Source organism: Pseudarthrobacter sp. NPDC080039, assembly GCF_040702335.1.
In the GTDB taxonomy this organism is placed as follows: domain Bacteria; phylum Actinomycetota; class Actinomycetes; order Actinomycetales; family Micrococcaceae; genus Arthrobacter; species Arthrobacter enclensis_A.
In genome coordinates this window covers 1-18,313 of sequence record NZ_JBFBKY010000032.1, presented here as the reverse complement: position 1 = coordinate 18,313, position 18,313 = coordinate 1, and the positions used below count along the sequence as shown (strand labels likewise).

The 18,313-nt window shown below is 66.1% G+C and carries 19 protein-coding genes; 10 read left to right on the top strand and 9 right to left on the bottom strand.

Annotation, left to right across the window (positions count from 1 at the left end; all coding sequences use genetic code 11):
- Window positions 1-7: 7 nt before the first annotated feature.
- Entirely contained in the window at window positions 8-658 is a 651-nt protein-coding gene (locus tag AB0313_RS20080; protein WP_307312190.1) for a hypothetical protein, read from the bottom strand.
- Between the two features lie 162 nt (window positions 659-820).
- Here AB0313_RS20080 and AB0313_RS20075 point away from each other — a divergent pair, with 162 nt between their 5' ends.
- Window positions 821-1,219, top strand: coding sequence for a YchJ family protein (locus AB0313_RS20075; RefSeq protein ID WP_307312186.1), 399 nt, complete (start codon window positions 821-823; stop codon window positions 1,217-1,219).
- On the opposite strand, the gene AB0313_RS20070 is transcribed toward AB0313_RS20075, so the two are convergent.
- From AB0313_RS20070 to AB0313_RS20060, 3 genes are all read right to left on the bottom strand, one after another.
- Window positions 1,220-2,050, bottom strand: a complete 831-nt coding sequence (locus AB0313_RS20070) for a YrzE family protein (RefSeq protein ID WP_307312183.1) — start codon at window positions 2,048-2,050, stop codon at window positions 1,220-1,222.
- 64 nt (window positions 2,051-2,114) lie between these two features.
- A complete protein-coding gene (locus AB0313_RS20065; protein WP_366307854.1) occupies window positions 2,115-4,115 on the bottom strand; it encodes an acyl-CoA dehydrogenase family protein in 2,001 nt (666 codons plus the stop codon).
- A gap of 62 nt (window positions 4,116-4,177) precedes the next feature.
- Entirely contained in the window at window positions 4,178-4,480 is a 303-nt protein-coding gene (locus AB0313_RS20060; RefSeq protein WP_141945121.1) for a hypothetical protein, read from the bottom strand.
- 287 nt (window positions 4,481-4,767) lie between these two features.
- Between AB0313_RS20060 and AB0313_RS20055 the strand changes: the two genes are divergently transcribed.
- The 3 genes from AB0313_RS20055 to AB0313_RS20045 are packed head-to-tail and all read left to right on the top strand — an operon-like array spanning window position 4,768 to window position 10,500.
- The gene (locus AB0313_RS20055; RefSeq protein ID WP_307312176.1) at window positions 4,768-6,225 is read left to right on the top strand and encodes a DUF3375 family protein; all 1,458 of its coding nucleotides are present in this window, start codon (window positions 4,768-4,770) and stop codon (window positions 6,223-6,225) included.
- Window positions 6,218-7,039, top strand: a complete 822-nt coding sequence (locus tag AB0313_RS20050; protein WP_366307852.1) for a DUF4194 domain-containing protein — start codon at window positions 6,218-6,220, stop codon at window positions 7,037-7,039. Before AB0313_RS20055 ends, AB0313_RS20050 begins: the two co-directional genes overlap by 8 nt.
- On the top strand, window positions 7,036-10,500 hold the full coding sequence (locus tag AB0313_RS20045) for an ATP-binding protein (protein WP_366307850.1): 3,465 nt from the start codon (window positions 7,036-7,038) through the stop codon (window positions 10,498-10,500). The genes AB0313_RS20050 and AB0313_RS20045 overlap by 4 nt, the downstream gene beginning before the upstream one ends.
- Window positions 10,501-10,523: 23 nt before the next feature.
- Here the strand turns inward: AB0313_RS20045 and AB0313_RS20040 are convergent, their stop codons facing one another.
- Window positions 10,524-11,018, bottom strand: a complete 495-nt coding sequence (locus AB0313_RS20040) for an FBP domain-containing protein (RefSeq protein WP_141945129.1) — start codon at window positions 11,016-11,018, stop codon at window positions 10,524-10,526.
- A 443-nt stretch (window positions 11,019-11,461) separates the two neighbouring features.
- On the opposite strand from AB0313_RS20040, the gene AB0313_RS20035 reads away from it, so the two are divergent.
- Window positions 11,462-12,307 carry an SGNH/GDSL hydrolase family protein gene (locus tag AB0313_RS20035; RefSeq protein ID WP_141945132.1) on the top strand — a complete coding sequence of 282 codons (846 nt, stop codon included), beginning with the start codon at window positions 11,462-11,464 and terminating at the stop codon, window positions 12,305-12,307.
- Here the strand turns inward: AB0313_RS20035 and AB0313_RS20030 are convergent.
- Complete coding sequence (locus tag AB0313_RS20030) at window positions 12,304-12,609, bottom strand: YciI family protein (RefSeq protein ID WP_141945134.1); 306 nt, start codon at window positions 12,607-12,609, stop codon at window positions 12,304-12,306. The two genes, AB0313_RS20035 and AB0313_RS20030, sit on opposite strands and share 4 nt — an antisense overlap.
- 59 nt (window positions 12,610-12,668) lie before the next feature.
- Here AB0313_RS20030 and AB0313_RS20025 point away from each other — a divergent pair, with 59 nt between their 5' ends.
- Both AB0313_RS20025 and AB0313_RS20020 read left to right on the top strand, forming a co-directional pair.
- Window positions 12,669-13,154 (top strand): MarR family transcriptional regulator, encoded by a 486-nt coding sequence (locus AB0313_RS20025; RefSeq protein WP_141945136.1) that lies wholly within the window; start codon window positions 12,669-12,671, stop codon window positions 13,152-13,154.
- 44 nt (window positions 13,155-13,198) lie between these two features.
- Window positions 13,199-13,960 carry an SGNH/GDSL hydrolase family protein gene (locus AB0313_RS20020; RefSeq protein WP_141945138.1) on the top strand — a complete coding sequence of 254 codons (762 nt, stop codon included), beginning with the start codon at window positions 13,199-13,201 and terminating at the stop codon, window positions 13,958-13,960.
- A gap of 20 nt (window positions 13,961-13,980) precedes the next feature.
- Here AB0313_RS20020 and AB0313_RS20015 read toward each other — a convergent pair whose 3' ends face one another.
- From AB0313_RS20015 to AB0313_RS20005, 3 genes are read right to left on the bottom strand one after another with little or no spacing between them, the layout of a single operon-like run.
- A complete protein-coding gene (locus AB0313_RS20015) occupies window positions 13,981-14,799 on the bottom strand; it encodes an FAD:protein FMN transferase (protein WP_366307846.1) in 819 nt (272 codons plus the stop codon).
- Window positions 14,783-15,316, bottom strand: coding sequence for an FMN-binding protein (locus AB0313_RS20010; RefSeq protein ID WP_141945141.1), 534 nt, complete (start codon window positions 15,314-15,316; stop codon window positions 14,783-14,785). Before AB0313_RS20010 ends, AB0313_RS20015 begins: the two co-directional genes overlap by 17 nt.
- Entirely contained in the window at window positions 15,313-16,779 is a 1,467-nt protein-coding gene (locus AB0313_RS20005; protein WP_366307844.1) for a ferredoxin reductase family protein, read from the bottom strand. Before AB0313_RS20005 ends, AB0313_RS20010 begins: the two co-directional genes overlap by 4 nt.
- A gap of 314 nt (window positions 16,780-17,093) precedes the next feature.
- Between AB0313_RS20005 and rpmB the strand changes: the two genes are divergently transcribed.
- Genes rpmB through rpsN form a run of 3 tightly spaced genes read left to right on the top strand, consistent with a single transcriptional unit; the run spans window position 17,094 to window position 17,805 of the window.
- Window positions 17,094-17,330 (top strand): 50S ribosomal protein L28, encoded by a 237-nt coding sequence (gene rpmB / locus AB0313_RS20000; RefSeq protein ID WP_018763944.1) that lies wholly within the window; start codon window positions 17,094-17,096, stop codon window positions 17,328-17,330.
- Window positions 17,330-17,497, top strand: a complete 168-nt coding sequence (gene rpmG / locus AB0313_RS19995) for a 50S ribosomal protein L33 (RefSeq protein ID WP_013602737.1) — start codon at window positions 17,330-17,332, stop codon at window positions 17,495-17,497. Before rpmB ends, rpmG begins: the two co-directional genes overlap by 1 nt.
- A gap of 2 nt (window positions 17,498-17,499) precedes the next feature.
- On the top strand, window positions 17,500-17,805 hold the full coding sequence (gene rpsN / locus AB0313_RS19990; RefSeq protein ID WP_015938870.1) for a 30S ribosomal protein S14: 306 nt from the start codon (window positions 17,500-17,502) through the stop codon (window positions 17,803-17,805).
- Window positions 17,806-18,313: the final 508 nt, after the last annotated feature.

The window sequence follows — 18,313 nt, the reverse complement described above, 5'->3', positions numbered from 1 at the left end:
TAAGGGCTTAGCCGTTATCCCGTGCCTGCTCCTTGAGCACCTGCTGGGGGCTGGCCAGGGAAACGAGGGACCCCGTATCCAGGGGCGGCACCGGATGCGGCGGCTGGGGCTTCTTGAAGGACCGCGGCATTTCGTGCGGCGGACGGTGGTTGTGCAGGGCCGACTCCACCAGTGGGGCCACCTCGGATACCTTGTCCGCCGGGACGGCGGGGTCGGGGAGGTCGCGCACGGACAGCTTGATTTCCGGCCGTTCCGCCTTGGCCCTGGCCTCGGCCCGCTTGTCCGCCTCGGCAACGGCAGAGGCCCAATCTTCGGCGAGGACGGGCGGCTCGGGACGCGCCGAAGCCAGTTTCGGATGGCGTACGACGGCGGTGCGCAGCGACTCTTTCAGCCGGTCCGGTTTCAGCGCGGCGGCTCGTTCCCGGAAGGGTTTGCGCGGTGCCGGCTGCCGCCCCGCTGCCCCTTCGGCTCCGGTGGCGTCCCGTTTCGCGGGGCCCCGTCCGAGCAGGGTCATCAGGACGATGACGGCCAGGCGCCCCATGCCTGCGAGGACCAGGGTGAGCACGCCCAGAAGGAAGAGGACTGCGAACATCAGGAGGGCGACGCCCATGGTGCCCAGGAAGGTCAGGTTGAGGACGAGAGTGTCCGGGGTCCCCACGTCTTCTCTCCTCTCTGCCTGCATCCGGGGCCGGTTCCCGGCATCCTGCGCCGGGGCAAGGCCCTTCTCCACCATACGGATTTTTGCCGGGCCGCGCCGCCCCGGACCGCGTCATGGCCGGGGTTGTAGCGAAGCTGTTACCGGATGTGACAGCATCGCCGGGTGACCGAATCGATTGACTCCGCAAACTGCTTGTGCCTGTCGGGGGAGCCGTACGCTGCGTGCTGCGGCAGGTTCCATTCAGGGCAAACCGAAGCTGCAACGGCTGAGCAGTTGATGCGGTCCCGCTATACGGCGTTCGCGCGGCTGGATGAGGATTACCTGCTCCGTACCCACCACCGGTCCACGGCGCCATCCGGCCTGGACCTGGACCCCTCCATGGAATGGCGCCGCCTGGACATCCTGGCCAAGAGCGGCGGCGGGCCCTTTGATACTGCGGGGACTGTGGAGTTCAAGGCCTACTACCGGCACGGCGCGGACCGCGGCGTCCTGCACGAGAACAGCAGGTTTGTCCGGGAGGGCGGCCGGTGGCTTTACGTGGACGGCGACATCCTCGCCTGACTAATCCCTGTCGACGTAGAACTCGCTGTCCGGAGTGAATCCGGCACGGTCCACTTTGCGGTGGAACCGCATGCCGGCCAGGCCGCCTAGGACGGCCCCGACCAGGGCCACTACCGCCACCACGACTGCAGCGATGATGCTGGTGGTGGTCAGCTGTCCCTCGTTGACGGGGATGCGCGGGAAGCTGTTGAGGTTGGCCAGGACGTTGAACTGCTGCCCTGCCACCAGGCCCAGGATGGCCACCAGGATGGCCACGATCAGCGCCCAGATCCACACCATCACCCCCTGCTTGACGCCGTTGAAGCGGGCCATCCGGCCTGCCACGTAGCCGCCGCAGTAGTAGGAGACGAACAGGATCACCAGCAGGACGATGATCCCTACCAGCCCCACCGTGCCGCTGTTCTGCGCGGCCTGGTTTACGGCCTCGTTCACGTTGGTGTTGTTGGCGAGGCCTACAGCAGTGCCCGCCGCCGCCACCAGTGCGGTCAGCAGCACGGCCATGCCGGTGGCCGTCAGCCAGCCGAAGAAGGCAGAGCCCGCCTTGATCCCGCCGAAACGTTCCTTCTGCCGTGCGACAGCGGTTTCCCTGTCCGCCAGCGCAGGATCCACCGCCGGCTCCACTACAGGGGTGGCAGTGGTGGGTGCGGGCTGGTACTCCCGCTCCGCGGAGGGCGGGATGTAGTCCCGTTCCACGGCGCGGGCCGGCGGCTGCTCGAATGAGCGCGTGGCCGCGTCGTCAGCTGCTGATTCCCGGTGGCTTCCGCCGCGGGTGGTCTCGGCCTCCCGGGCGCGGCGGGAAGGCAGGTTCTCTGGGTCCGTTGAGCTGCTCATGGCTCAACATAACCACCCGCCTGCAGTGATAGCAAGCGTGCTTACTATTTTGTGACCTGCGGTTTTACCGGTATTTCCGGTGCAGGTCCTGTTTCTTCGACGGCCCCGGGGAGGCGTCGGCAATCCACGGGCCCGTGCCCTCGGACTGGTCCAGCACCCCCACTTCCAGCCACGTGTAGTCCCCGGCGAGGACTTTGCGCGTCAAAGCGTGGTCGGCGTCGTCCGTGTTCCGCCACAGCTGGTCGAAGTACTCGTCCACCCGTACCCTTGCCTGCTCGCAGTAGGCGTCGGCCAGCTCATAAGCCCCTGCAGCCCTTTCAGGAGACGTTTTGAGGAGCATCTCGGCGCGCGAGCAGCAGGCGGTCATGGCGAAGAGTTCTGCGCCGATGTCCACCACCCGGCCCAGGAAAGCCTGTTTCCGCTCAAGCTTTGCCTGCCACCGGCCCATTCCGTAGAAGGTCTGCCGGGCAAGCCGGCGCGACGAACGTTCCACGAACCGGAGGTGGCGGGCGAGCCTGCCGAATTCGCCGTAGGAGCGGGGGTCCATGCCGGCGCCGGCCACCAGCTTGGGCAGCCACTTGGCATAGAAGCCGGAAGCGCCGACGGCGGCCTTCGCCTTGTCGGCCAGGCTGGCGTCAAGCGAGGCAAGGTCGCCCGCGGCGGCAAGGTGCGCGTCCACGGCTTCCCGGGCAATCAGGAGCCGCATGATTTCCGAGGATCCCTCGAAGATCCGGTTGATCCGCAGGTCCCGCAGCTGCTGTTCAGCGGGCACCGCGCGTTCTCCGCGTGCCGCCAGTGATTCGGCCGTCTCGAAACCGCGTCCGCCCCGGATCTGGACCAGCTCGTCGGCGATCCGGCAGCTGATCTCGGTAGACCAGAGCTTGGCGAGGGCAGCCTCGATGCGGACATCCTTTTGGCCGGCATCGGCGAGTTCGGCGGAGAGTTCAAAGACCGCGTCCAGCGCGAAGGCTGAGGCGGCGATGAAGGCAATCTTCTTACCCACGGCTTCGTGTTCACCCACGGGCCTGCCCCACTGCGTGCGTGCGTTGGACCACTCGCGGGCGATCTTCAGGCTCCACCTTCCGGAGGCCACGCAGAGTGCCGGCAACGCCAACCGGCCGGTGTTAAGGGTGGTCAGTGCAATCTTCAGGCCCTGGCCCTCGCGGCCCAGCCGGTTGGCGGCGGGCACGCGCACCTGGTGGAAGCGGGTCACCCCGTTCTCGATACCGCGCAGGCCCATGAAGGAGTTCCGGTTTTCCACGGTGATGCCCGGTGAATCCATCTCCACCACGAAGGCGCTGATGCCGCCTTTGTGCCGGGTGCCGTCGGGATCGGTGTGTGCCGGCACCACTGCCATGACCACCACCAGTTCCGCGATCACCCCGTTGGTGGTCCAAAGCTTTACGCCGTCCAAAAGGTACGCGTCGCCGTCGTCGGTTGGCGTTGCGGTGCTGCCCAGACGGGCGGGGTCGCTGCCCACGTCCGGTTCGGTAAGGAGGAACGCGGTGACGGCGCCGGCGGCGCAGCGGGGCAGGTACTCGCGTTTCTGGTCGGGCGTACCAAAGACCTTGACCGGTTCCGGCACTCCGATGGACTGGTGGGCCGAAATAAGCGCGCCGAGGCTGGGATGCACGCTGCCCAGCAGTGCCAGGGCACGCCCGTAATAGACCAGTGAAAGGCCCAGCCCCCCGTACTCCTCCGGAATCTTCATGCCGAACACACCGAGGTCGGCCAGGCCCTTGATGTAGTCGTCGGGAATCTTCGCTTCGCGCTCGATGACCCGGCCGTCCATGGTGCGGGCGTACTCCGTCAGGCGGGCCATGAATTCCTCACCCCGCTCAACGGAATCCGGCTCGGCCGCGGGCCAGGGGTGGACCAGGCTGAGGTCAAAACTGCCAAGGTACAGGCCCTTGGCGAAGCTTGGGCGGTCCCAGCCTGACTCACGGGCGGCCTCCGCGACGGCCCGCGCATCTTCAGCAGTGGCACCGGCGCCGATGTTGCCGGCAGGGACGGGGGTTTCGTCAGCCGGGGCGTCCTTGGCCTGGCTGTCAGTGGCGGAGGTCATGGGTCATCTCCTTGGCCGGATCGGCCGGTGTAGCCATGGATCCGCCGGGGTTGGAGAACCCTTCAGCTGTCACTCAAGATTACCCGCGGGTAGGTTCCGGTACTAGGGGACGTTTGGCCCTGGAAATCTCCCGACAGATCCACCGCGGCGGCGCGGTGGACCAGCTTGTCCCATCCGGCGTTGATGCCGTGAACCACGGCGAGGAGCGTATTGGCCACCACCATCCAGGTGAGCTTGCCCGCCCCCAGCAATGCCAGGGCAATGAGCCCGGCCGTGATGACGAATGCGGCCAGGATGGCGCCGAACACCAGCGTTCCGATGAACACCATCGTGGCTGTTTCCACTGAGCTTGGATCGAACTGCATGAATCCCCCTGCTGCGGCGTTGCTGTGGTGAATAACTGCGGCGCGAACGGATTGCTTCGCGAAGACCAGTAGCAGAAGCGTAGGGGGACAGCCGCGAAGCGAGCCAGAGCGGGATGGGGCAGAAGTGACTGTTGATACGGGATTGAAACACTACCCACAGGTAGGTCACGAAGTGGTCGCGGCGGGCTGAGTTAACCTTGTAGTTGGCAGTTTTCCGGTCCGCTCCCTTTCGGACCGCCCTGCCCAGTCCCGGAACAGTCCAACAGCCACCAGCCCAAGGAGAGTGCGTGCCCCGCTCCGCCAGGTCATCCGCTGACGCCATCAGCGCCCGGCTCCGGGACCTCGAACTCCTCACCAAAGGACCCGCGTGGGCCCTGACGCGCTCGGCGCCCTGGGTGATCGCGGTGCTCCAGGCTTCCTTTACCCGCACCCGTCCGCAGGTGCCGCTCGAGGAGTTCCACGCCGACGTCGACTCCTTCCTCGAGGAACTTCGGCGCCAGGATCCCGGGCTGGGAGGAGGGGCCAACGGCAAGGCATTCGGTGACGAATGGACCCGGCGGCAGTTCCTGACCCGTCGGAACCAGTCAGGGCAGATTGTCTACGAAGCCACCGAGCCCGCCGCACGCGTGCTTGCCTTCCTGGACAGCCTTTCCAGCGAGCGGTCCACCCTGAACGGCTCCCGCCTGGGCACCCTGCTGGGCGACGTGGAAAAGCTCGCCAACGAGACCAACCCGGACCAGAGTGCACGCCTCGAGGCCCTGGAAGAGGAGATCGAAGAGCGGCAGCAGCTCATCCAGGACATCAGCACCGGGGAGTTCGACGGCCTGCTTGACGACGACGAGGCCGTGGAGGCCGCCGGAAACATCCTGGACCTCGCCGCCAGCCTGCCTGCGGACTACAAGAAGATGCGTGACCGGATCGAGGAACTGGTGGGCGGGCTGCGCAACCAGATCATCGAAGAGTCGCTGACCAAGGGCGCCACCATGGCCCAGGTCCTTGAGGCCGACAAGCGGCTGCGTCAAAGCCCGGAGGGCCGCACGTTCCGGTCATTCACGGCGTTCCTGGAGGACCCACAGCAGCAGTTGAGGTTCCGCTCGGCCATCGGTGAGGTGCTGAGCCGCCAGTTTGCCGATGATCTTTCGCCCGAGGACCGGGAAACGCTGAAGAACCTGGTGGCTGAGCTCCGGCAGCAGCACAGCCAGATCCAGCGGATCTACGGCAAGCTCAGCGAAAGCCTCAACACGTATGTCCAGAGCGACGACTTCCGCCAGTCCGTCCGGCTGCGGCAGGTTCTGCGCGAGGCGGAGCAGGCCATCCGGTCCCTCCCCTACGAGCGGGAACGCCCCGGCCTGGTGCCCGGCCCTGTTCTTTACAACGCCGGGTTCGAGTCACTGTCCATGGTGAAACTCTTCGATCCGGACGAGTTCGCGGCGCCGCCCCGCCTGGCGGACCCCATCGCCTTCACCGACTCCGACCGCGTGCGCTCGCCGAGGACGGGCAAGGCCAAACCGGCGGTGGTCCGGGCGGCTATGGCAGGAGCTGCAACGCTGGCCGACGCCTGGCAGCAGCTGCCGCCCGAAGAGCAGCACATCAACAGCATCCGCGCGCTGCTCTCCGAGGCCCTGCACCGGGGTGCGGACTTCAACCGCGGGGCCCTGGACGGCCTGGACTTCGAACAGATAGACGGTTCCACCCGCAGGGCCTACCTGCCCGTGGTCACGCTCGCAAAGGATTCAGATGACTGAGGAAATCACGACGCCGGTGGTTGGACCAGAACCGGTGGTTGAGCCAGTCGAAACCCGGATTTCGACAAGCTCAATCACCGGAGCAGTTACTCCCCGCGACACCTTTGTGGACGGCGCCGCCCTGTTCCCCGGCGACACCGGGGTGCTGCCCATGAAGGTGCGGCAGGCGCTGGTGAAACTCCTCAAAGGGCCCTACATCGACGGCGGCCGGGACGAGAAGTTGTGGACGGTGCTGCTGGACAACCAGCTGATCCTGCGCAGCCGGCTCTCGGAGCTGTTCCTGACCCTGCAGCTTGACCATGAGCGGAAGATCGCGGTCCTGCGTCCCGTTGACCCGGACGTGATCGGCGGCAGCACCAGGTCCAGCATCCTGCGCCAGCAGCGCGCCCTGAGCCGGGTGGAGACCATTGTGCTGCTCCGGCTGCGCCTGCTGCTGGACCGGCATGTCACGGCACAGACCGACCCCACCATCACCCGCGAGGAAATCACCGACCTCGTGGCGCACTACCAGCCGGCCGGCCAGCAGGATGCACTGCGCGACGCTGACGTGGTCACCCGCGCCATCACCAAGCTCCTGGCCCGCCAGCTCCTGCTCCCCACCGGACTGGACGAGGTGTACACCATCTCCAACGCGCTTCCCCTGGCCCTGCCGTTCGAAAACATCGGCGACATTCCTGCCCATATCGAGGCTTTGGTGGCGGCCGCGGCAGACGCAACGGGCACCGAGGCAATGCTGGACCTCGACGCCGGCCCGGCGGCTGGACCTGCGGATAGCGACGACGAGGACCCGGACGAAGCGGAGGCAGCCAAATGACGGTCGCGAGCATGTTGCCGTTGGGCGATGTGACCAACCCGGGGCAGATGCGCCTGGCCCTGGTGCAGGTGGTCAACTGGGGGACATTCCACGGCGCCCACACCATGCACGTGGACCGGAACGGCACACTGCTGACGGGCAACTCGGGCGTGGGCAAGTCGACGCTTTTCGATGCGATGCTGCGCGTTTTCGATGCACGGCCGCGGTCCAATGAGGCGGCTGCGCAGCGTTCCGGCGGCGCGGTTGAGGACAAGCGCACAACGTTCACTTACATGCGCGGCAAGGTGGGGGACAAGGCCGTGGGGGAGGGCTCGGCGAGTGCCTTCCAGCGCCCGGGGGCCACCTGGTCCGCCGTCGCCCTGACGTTCGACAACGCCGCCGGCACGCGGGTGACGGTGTCGGCGCTGTTCGACCTGCCGAAGAACGGGACCGAGTCCAGCGTGGGCCGGTTCTACCTGATCGACAACGTCCCACTGGACCTCGAAGCCGTTGAAGGCATCGTGGACAAGCGCTTCACCAGAGGTGCGCTGGAGGCGCTCTTTCCGCACGCGCAGGTGTTCGACGTGCACAAGGCCTTCGCCGAGCGCTTCCGGCGACTGCTGGGGATAAGCTCGGACCAGGCGCTCCCCCTCCTGCGGGTCATCCAGGCGGGCAAGGGCCTCGGCGGCAGCGTCAATACCTTCTTCCGCGATCAGGTCCTCGACGCCCCGGCGACGCTTGCCGCCGCGGACGACGTGGTGGAAGAATTCAGCAACCTGATGTCCATCCGGCAGCGGCTGGAGGATGTCCGGCAACAGCGCGACCAGTTGGCACCGGTGCCGGGCCTGAACCGGGAGTACGCGCAGTCGCTGCTGGACGCGAACCGGCTACGGGAGCTGGTGGGCGGGGAGTTCGAGGCATACAAGCAGCAGCTCGCCGTCACGGTCCATCAGAAGACGCTGGCGCGGTTCAAGGAGCTGGCGCAGGCAAAAGCCAAGGAGCTCGGTGCCGAACGGGCGGTCCGCGATGGCCTGGCCAAGGAACTGCGGCAGCTGGAAACGGACTACAACAACCAGGGTGGCAACGCCATCTCGGCCATCGAGCAGTCGCTGGAGAACGCCCGCGTCGGCCTGAAGCTCCGCCAACAGGTTGAGGAGGCAGCCCAGCAGGCACTGGCCGACGCCGGACTGCAGCTTGAGTGGTCGGCTGAAGGCTGGGAGCAGGCGCACGAGCAGGCGGCGGCCAGGTCCGCCGAAATCAAGGATGATTCGCAGGCTCTCCAGGAGCTGCGGTTTGAGGCCTTTGACGCCCACGCCAGCCGGAAACGCGAGCTGGCGGCGGCTGAACAGGAACTCGTGTCACTGAAGACGCGCAAATCCCTGCTGCCGCCGTCGAGCATTGAAAACCGTGCCGCCATTGCCGCCGCCACCGGCATCCCCGAGGACCGGATGCCGTTCGCCGGCGAACTCATGGACCTCGCGGACGGGGAGGAACGGTGGCGCCCCGCTGCCGAACGCGCACTCCGCAGCCTGGCCACCACCTTGCTGGTGCCGGGCGAGCACTTCGCCGCCGTCACCCGCTACCTCAATGACCACAACGTCCGCGGTGCGCTGCGGGCAGTGGACGTGTCCAAGCCGCTGGCCGGCGGCGCGCTCGCGGTTGAAGATGTGCGCGACGGCGACCTGCTCACAAAGCTGGACATCCTCGCCAGCGGTGCCGCTGCCGAGGCGGGGGAGTGGGTCAGGGAGCGGATCGCCCTGGACTTCGCCTACCCCTGTGTGGAGGATCCGGACGAGCTGGCCGCATTGGACAAGGGCCTGAGCCTGGGCGGCGTGGTCAAGCGCAACCGGCACACGGTGGAAAAAGACGACCGTTTTACCAGCCGCCAGGATTACGTCCTGGGCTTCGACAACGCCGCCAAGCTGGAACTCGTGGCCGGCCAGGTGGAGGACCTCCGGCAGGAAGTGGCCAAGGCCGCCGAGCTGGCGCAGAGCCGCGAAGACTCCCACCAGGGCCTGAGCCGGCAGCTCGATGCCCTGCGGCGGATCGCGGAAGACGACCGCCCCTGGGAACAGGTGTCTGCCGCCGTTGCCGCCGATGAGCTGACGCGGATCGAACAGCGGCTTAAGGACGCCCTGGCAGCGCAGGCGGACCTGGAACCGCTCCGCGCCACCATCGAGGAAGTCCGGCAAAAACACCAGTCCAGCACCGAGTCCGCCGCGGTCCTGCAAAGCGAATACAAGGCGCTGGACCGCCAGCTGACCGGTGCGGACGCGCTGCTGGAAGCCGCGCGCCACCGCCTTGCCGAGGCACCGCCGTCGGACGCCACAGTCACAGCCCTGGAGCCGCACTTCGTGGAATTTGGCGACGTGACCGAAATGCACGAGCTGGACAACCTTGCCAACCGTGTGCGCACCGCCCTCCTGGGCGAGCTGCACGCCGCCGAGTCGCGGGGGCAGGCCACGGCCGAGCGGCTTACCCGGATCTTTGAAGGCTTCGTGCGGGAGTGGGGGAGCGCCATCTCGGCGGACCACGGCACCAGCGTCGGCGCGGCCAGCGAATTCGAGGCCCGCTACCACGCGATCGTGAACGACGGCCTGCCCGCGCAGGAAGCTGAGTTCCGGCAGTTCTTCAACCAGCGCACGCACGAGTCCTTCAGCACCCTACTGCACCTGCTGGACGAGGAACGCCGCTCCATCACCAGCCGTATCCTGCCGCTGAACGGCATCCTGTCGCAGGTGAACTTCCACGAGGGCAGCTACCTGGAACTGGACATCAAGCAGACACTGCCGCCCACGGCCAAGCAGTTCAAGGACGCCATCCAGAACGCGCTGAAGGCCCGCCACACGCGGCCGGTGAAGGCCGAAACCGGGCGACCCGACGGTTCAGGTCCGGACCCGGACGACGACGGTGAGCTCACCGCGCGCTACAAATCCTTGGAAACCCTGGTGAAGAGGCTCGGCTCCCAGGCGCCGGAGGACCGGCGCTGGCGGGCCGAGGTACTGGACGTGCGCGGGCACCTGTTCATCCAGTGCAAGGAGCACCGGGAGGTGACCGGTCCCCGTGGGGGCAGGAAGACCGAGGTGTTCATGCATGCGGATACCGGTTCCATGTCCGGCGGTGAGCGGCAGCGGTTCACGGCGTTCATCATGGCCGCGGCCCTGAGCTACCAGCTGGGCATTGCTGAACAGGGCTTCACCACCTACGGCACCGTAATGATGGACGAGGCCTTCGTGCTCGCGTCGGAGGAGTTCGCAGGTGCCGGGATCAAGGCGCTGCACGAATTCGGGTTCCAGCTGCTGCTGGCGGCCCCCGAAAACGTGATTGACCTGTCCCGGCACCTGGGTTCGGTCACGGAAATCCTCCGTGACCGGCGGACCAACCGCTCCGGCGTGCTCACCGCGCCCGTTATCCGGCCCCGCCCAGGGGAGGAAGGCGCCTGGCGGTCCGAGGCGAACCCGGTGGATATCGTCCTGCGGTAACCGGCCCTACCTGGGCTGCGCCGCTATTTGGCCTGCACGCGGCCCAGGAACTGCGCGGTGCGTTCCTGCAGCCCCTGGATCTGGCGTTGCACCACGGCTGCGGGGTCCGGGTTGATCTCATTGACCGGCGGTTCCCTGCGGACGTTGCCGCAGCATACGAAGTCCGCGCAGATCAAGGTGCCGACGGTGTTGCCGTTGCGCCCGGACTGGCCAGACCGCCTGGCGACCCAAAGGAGGACGTCCTCCTTTGAGAACACATCGCGGCAGAGCTCGCACAGCACCGAGCGCTTCTTCCGGGCGCCGCCTTCGGGCGCCCTCAGCATGATGCCGGTGAGGCCCTTGGGTCCGGGAACCACCAGATAACCCCGCAGCGGCATCTTCTCATCGCGCCACCCGAGGAACTCCAGGCTGTCCCAGTCCAGGGAGTCGAAGTTTTTGGGCAGTGTCAGCTTCGCGGCTTCTGAGCGGCTGGCGTTGACGAAGGACGAACGGATTTGCTGAGGCGTGACTGATTGCATGGCTGAACTTTCGTGAAGGTGGGCAGCCCGGAGCCGGGCAAGGGGTAACGGGGGAGTCAGTCAGTCTCCGCGGAGCAGGCCAAAGCGGCCACCCCGCTCTCCATGGCAGCGGCGGCCCGGACGGCCTTCTGCATGCGCATCGTTTCCGTTGTCCTGTTCCTTGTTCAGCGTTCCGGTGGTTCTGCCGCCGGACCGGCAAGGCCATCCTGCCAAATTGGAAGTCAACTGTCCAAGGGGCCCCGTGGGGGTATCCACATCCCTTCGGCGCCGTTCCCCTGCAACGCCCCATCAGATCCTGCGCTCCAACCTCCAACGCCCCGTCAGATCCTGCCCGTATTTTCGCAACGCCAGCTCACCTTTGGCCGCCAAAACCGAAACGCGCGCTCACTCGCTGTTCATCCCGGCGTCGTCCCTGCTTTTCCTTGGCCCGTTAGGTTGAGGCAGTGGTGCCTGAATCCTTGCTTCCTGACTCCGGGCGGCGGGTGTTTGTTGCCCTCGGTGACTCGTTTACCGAGGGTGTGGGGGACCGGGATGAGCGGCTGCCCAACGGGGTGCGCGGGTGGGCGGACCGGGTCGCGGAGAAACTTGCCAAGGCGCAGCCCGGGTGGAGGTACGCCAACCTGGCCATCCGGAGCAAGCGGCTGCGGCACATCATCGACGAGCAGCTGGCGCCCGCGCTGCGGATGCGGCCTACGCTGGTCACCCTCTACGCTGGCGGCAACGACATCCTGGACCTGAAGACGGACATGCCCGCGCTCATGGCGGACTACGAACAGCTCGTTGCAGAACTCGCCGCGACGGGGGCCACCATGGTGCTTTTCACCGGGTTCGACGTCAAAGTGTCTGCGCTGCTTGAACCGCTGAAGAAGCGCAACACGTATTACAACCAACGGGTGCGGGAGATCGCGGACACTCACGGTGCCGTGCTGGTGGACTACTGGTGTTTGGACGCCTTCCACGACCGCCGGATGTGGGACTCTGACCGGCTCCACATGTCCAAGGCGGGGCACAAGTACCTTGCCGGGCAGGTGCTGGACCAATTAGGGGTGCCGCACAAAATCAAGCCGAAGGACTGGGAAGCGCCGCCCAGGATGACCCTGCGGGAATGGGAACGGCGCCAGCGGCGCTGGGTCCACGACTGGGTCCTGCCGCTCTTCGGCCGCAAGCTGCGCGGCGTCACCCTGGGGGACACCCTCACTCCCCGCTGGCCGGAGCCGGTGAAGGTGCCCCGAAAAGGCGGGTTGAAGAAGCTGGCGGCGGAAAGGTCCGACGGCGGGACCGAGCCTTAAGGGGCAGGCTGGGGAGGGGTGTCCAGCAGGTTTTCAAACCCCGGTGCCACCCGGCCGGCGTGGAACTCCAGCACCTCGAAGTCGGCCACGCCGTTGGTGTAGAAAGGGTCCTGCGCCAGGCTGGCATCCAGGGTTTGCCGTTCAGCCTGCGACAGCAGCAACCCTCCGGTACGGGGGATCTTGCGGCCGGCAGCGATGAAGACGCCGTCGTCGAACGCCTTCTGCAGCCAGGCAATGTGCGCGTCGTTGTGGAAGTCGACGATCTCCTGGGGCACGCGGTAGGTGAGCGAGACAACATACATGGGGCAAGCCTACTGGGGCCGGGCGGGCTACTTGAAAGATCAATCGTAGAATGGGGCGCATGACCGAACCCCGCTGGCTCACCGCCGACGAACGCCGTGCCTGGCTGGCGCTGGTGAGCATCAACACGCTGCTGCCTGCGGCCCTCGACACCAGGCTCCACGCTGCGGGGAAGCTGTCCCTCTTCGACTACACCGTCCTGGCCATGCTCTCCGAAGCCGAGGACCGGTTCCTGCCCATGAGCGAACTCGCTGCCCGCAGCAGCGCCTCCCTGTCCCGCCTCTCGCACGTGGTCACCAAGCTGCAGAAGCGCGGGTGGGTGGAACGCCGCCCGCACCCCTCGGACGCGCGGGTCACCACGGCCCACCTGACCGATGAAGGCATGGCCACCATTGTGGGCCTGGCCCCGGCGCATGTCGAGGACGTGCGCGACCTGTTCCTTGACGCCCTGACCGAGCAGGAAGTTCTGGACCTGGCCCGGATCGGGGAAAAGGTGGTGGGACGGCTGGACAAGGACCACTGGATCCTGCGGGAAACCAAAAGCTGACCCGCTGATTGGTTGCTTCCGGCAACGGGTGGCAAACTAACCGCATGGATTTTACTTCCCGGTTCGTGGCCCTCGGCGATTCCTTCACCGAAGGCGTGGGTGACGATGACCCCTCACGCCCCAATGGCGTCCGCGGCTGGGCGGACCGGGTGGCCGAACAGCTCTGCGCCGCCGACCCGGAGTTCGGCTACGCCAACCTGGCCATCCGCGGCAGGAAACTCCGGCAAATCCTGGCCGAGCAGGTGGACGCCGCCGTCGAACTTAATCCCACCCTGGTGACCATCTACGCCGGCGCCAATGACATCCTGCGTCCCCGCGTGGACATTGACGATCTGCTGGTGGAATACAACGACGCCGTCGGGAAGCTCGCCGCCACCGGTGCTGCCGTGGTGATGTTTACGGGTTTCGACGCCCGGGGGTCCAAGGTCTTCGGCACCATGCGCGGCCGCACCGCCATCTACAACGAACTGGTCCGCGGAATCGCCGGGGACCACGGCGCGCTGCTGGTGGATTACTGGCGCTTCAGCGAGTACTACGACTGGGGCATGTGGGCGCACGACAGGATGCACATGTCCGCAGCCGGCCACGCCAACATGGCCAAGCGCGTGCTTGAGGTCCTCAAATACGAGCACTCCATCGATGTCCCGCCCATGACCCCGGTGCCGGAACTGAGCGGCGCCGAAGCCATCCGCGCCAACGCGCAGTGGTTCCGTGAGTACGCCGCGCCGTGGGTGGTCCGCCGTGTCACCGGCAAGTCATCCGGGGACAACCTGCAGCCAAGGTATCCGCAGCTCACCCGCCTCTAGCGGCAGCGCCGCCAAGGCCATCAGGCCGGTTGAAAGGCCGGCGTCGCCAGCATCGAGCCGTCGGCACGGATGGCCAGCACCGCGACGTCCCAGTTGTCGGCGGCCCGGTCCAGCATCCGCGTTCCGCCGGCAACAATCGCCGTGGCCAGGACATCGGCGGTGACGATATCCGTGGCGGCCACCGTGACCTGGACAAACTCGGCGCTGTTTCCCACCCGCCAAATGTGCTCACCGCGTTCAGCAGAGCCCGAGGTGGCGATCGCGCGGTGCGGGCTGTTGCCGCCCAGCGCATAGCCGGTGATCAGGGTGCGCCGGTCCGCTGGGTCCACGATTCCGGCCTTCCACGCTTCACGTCTGCCGGGCGTTGGTGAGCCGCTGACCAGCACATCGCCACCTGCATTGAGGCACCAATCGCGCCGCCCCAAGGCCAGGAGCGAGGTTCCCGCCTCCCGGATGGCGTGGCCCTTGATAATCCCGGACAGGTCCAGCACGCCGTCGGGCCTTTCGGGGGTGAACGCGCCCTCGGTTCGCAGGCGCCATTCGTGCGCCTCGGCGTACCGCTCGCGCATCCCCGCCGAGGCCTGGGACAGCTTTAGCTCACCGCGGGCCAGCCTGCTCGCCTCCGAATCGGGCCTGTACAGGCTGAAGGTTTCGTCCAGGTCCCGGAAAAGAAGTTCGACGACGGCGGTTGCGGCAGCGAGCTCGTCGAGCCCCGCGTGCCCTTCCGCCGGGTTGCCCACCGGAAGCGTCAGGCCGATGACCGTTCCCATGCATTCAAAAGTGCGGGCCTTGAGGACGGTGCCCCCGGTGCCCGGCAGGGGGTCAGAGATTCGCTGCATCGAGGGCTGCCTGGAGTGAGGTCAGGTACGCGTCGCTGGTGATGGTGGCGCCGCTGACGGTCTGGACATTTGCTGACTGCGCGGCCAGGACCTTGCTGCGAAGCAGGGGGGCCGCGCGGTTGCTGATCTGCATGGACTTGCCGTCCGAATTGGTCAGCTGGAGTGCCGTGACATCGGTGATCTTGCCGTTTGCCACCGTGATTTGAACCTGGACCGGACCAAAACGCGTCTGCACGGTGCTGCCCTTATAGGTGCCCGAGGCAGAGGAGTTAGAGGAACCGGAGGACCCTGAGGAGCTGGACGAACCCGACGCCCCCGCGGACCCGGTGGATCCGGACGCACCCGTGCCGGACGAACCTGTGCCGGATGGCCCCGGACCGGTGGCACCCGTGGTGCCTGTCGCCGTCGTACTTGATGCGACGGTACTGATGCCGTTGACCTGGGTGCCTGTCTGCCAACCAGCCAGGAGGATCCCGGCGGAGGCCAAAGCTGCTGCGGCTGTTCCGCGTAATTTCACCAGTCAAACCTTTCGTGATGGATCTGTTCCCCGGGGACGCCGGCTTTCCCGGCATCCGCTATGACGTTGGCCGCCCACGCTGCGGGACCGCAGACGTAGACGTCCGCATCCCTGATGTCCGGCACGTAGGAGGTAAGGCTGTAGCCGTTGCGCACCGAGTCTTCGGGGAGCCAGGCCGAGTGGCCATGGGCCCGCGGACCGGTGAGGTGGAAGAGCCTGACCCCGCGGGACTGGCAGAGGTCAAGGATTTCGCTGCCCAGGTAAAGCTCCTGCTCCGTGCGCCCGCGGAGCAGGACCGTGGCCTCGCCGGGGGCAAACGGGGTGGTTTCCAGCAGCGCCCGCAGGGGGGTGATGCCGATGCCTGCGCCGATCATCACCACCTTGTTCTTCGTCCGGGCGGCCGTGCTGAGCAGGCCGTAAGGGCCTTCCAGGGCCACCTTGGTGCCTTTCCGCAGCCGGAGAAGCTGGGCGGAGCCGCTGCCAAGGTTGCGGACGGTCACCCGCAGCGTCCCCTGGCCGTCGGGACCATTGAAAACAGGCTCTGCGGACAGGCTGAAGGGGTGGGGGTGCCACCACATGCCCGGGGCCAGGAAGCGCCAGATGAAGAAACGGCCGCCCGTCCCAGCCAGCTGGTCCAGCTTCCGGCCCCGCATCACGATGTTCACCACGCCCGGCGCCACAGCCTCCACCCGGGCCACGGTGAGCTGGTGCCGCGCCGTGGCCAGCACCGGCTCCAGGATGCGGAAGTACACCAGGGCGCTGCCGGTGTAGATGCAGATGGCCAGCCAGTACCAGCGCTGCCAGCTGCCGGCCGCAAAGAGGCCGCCCACGCTGAACTGGTGAGGGATTGATGTTGCGACCGCCGCGTAGGTCAGCAGATGCACTACGTACCAGAACTCGTAGGGGAAACGACGGCGGACAGCCACCAGGGACGTCACGACGACGGCGATAAACAGCGCCATGGACACGAAGGCCAGCCACATATCGGGGACCTGAACCCACAGGTTGACGGCCTCGCTGACAGGGTCCAGCCCCTCGGCCATGCCGTATCCGATGACGAGCAGGAGGCCGTGTGCCAGGAGGAGGTAGAGGGAGGGTTTGCCCAGCTTGCCGTGGAACTCGAGGGCACGGTCGTGGCCGATGGTGCGGTCGATGAACGGAATCCTTGCGGCCAGGAGCAGCATGAGCAGGACCAGGTCCATGCCCGCCAGCCCGGCCATGATCCCCGCCGCCGTGAACAGGGAGGCGGGGGAAGTAATGTTGGTGGCACTGCCGTCGGCAAGCCACAGTGCGATGGCAGCGGCAACGGAGGCCCACGCAATGACGGTAAGCAGGTCCGTCCGCAGCATGCGCTGCCGGTACTGGCGGGCGAACCAGCCGCGGGGCGGTCTTTTCCCGGGGGAAAGCTCCGGGCGGCCGGAGCTGCTTGCGGCCGGTGATGCCGGCAGGAGCTGTGTGTTCATGCATCTAAAGATGCGGGGGGAAGCTATGTCCCTGCTGTGAATAGGGGACAGCCCAACCTGTGCCTTTGCGCCCACCGCGGCCTCTTATACACCCGATTGGTCTTTAATTGCGTCAACTCGTAGACTTGGTAGGCGCTAAGTGCGCGGAGCGTGCGCAATTGCTCCGGTTGCCCGGTAATTTTCTCCAGGCGGCCGGTAGTTAGGGGCTCAAGTTGCGTAACTAACCGTTGCCCGTACATTCTGTGGGTCGCACTTGGCAGCATGGTCCAGCAGCAGATATGCGGATCATTACTTTCAATTCTTGAGGAGAAGTCATGGCAGCACACTGCCAAGTGACCGGGGCCGAGCCGGGCTTTGGGCACAGCATTTCGCACTCGCACCGCCGCAACAAGCGTCGGTTCGATCCGAACATCCAGAAGAAGCGCTACTGGGTTCCGTCCCTGCGCCGTAACGTCACCCTGCAGGTTTCTGCACGTGGCATCAAGACCATCGACGTGCGCGGTATCGACGCAGTCGTCGCCGACATTCTGGCTCGTGGGGTGAAGCTCTAGTGGCTAAGGACAAGGACGTACGTCCCATCATCAAGCTCAAGTCGACCGCGGGCACGGGTTACACCTATGTAACCCGCAAGAACCGTCGTAACGACCCGGACCGCATGGTCCTGAAGAAGTACGACCCCAAGATCCGCCAGCACGTCGAATTCCGAGAGGAGCGCTAAACATGGCTAAGAAGTCCAAGATTGCTCGCAACGAGCAGCGCAAGGTCATCGTTGAGCGTTACGCTGCCAAGCGCCTCGAACTGAAGAAGACCCTGGTTGACGAAAACGCAACCGACGAAGCACGCGAAGCAGCCCGCCTGGGCCTGCAGAAGCTGCCCCGCAACGCGTCCCCGATCCGTCTGCGTAACCGCGACATCATCGACGGCCGCCCCCGTGGCACCTTCCAGAAGTTCGGCATCTCCCGTGTTCGTTTCCGCGACATGGCACACAGGGGCGAACTCCCGGGCATCACCAAGTCATCCTGGTAATTCAGCACCGCTGATTCCAGCTGCTTGAGAAGGGCCGGCAACCTTAGGGTTGCCGGCCCTTCTGCGTTTAACCCACCCGGTAGTCGGTGGTTGAGCCTGTCGAAACCCGTGTGCGGCAGCACACAGGGCGGAATGACGACGCCGGTAGGCTGCCTGGGTACCCGGCCCCGGGTTTCGCCGCGGAATCCCGGGGATTTCCAGCCCCGGGAGGGCCGGTTTGCGGTGGGGGCGGGGTGCGTGTATTGTTTTCTAAGTCGCCGCGGGGGAGACAGTGAAGAACTGTTCACCGGGTGGCCAAAAACCCCCAAATCAAAGCCATTATTTGGTTGCTCTTTAGGGCGCTGGAAAAGGGTTGGGGCGGTCTTCTTGCCGGTGGGAATCCTGAATGATGGATTTGCGTCGGGGCGGGGGATCGGGTAAGTTTGAAAAGTTGCTCCGGAGCGATCCTGAACGTTGGTTTGGGTGGTGCCGGGTGTGTCTGTTGTTTGAGAACTCAATAGTGTGCCAA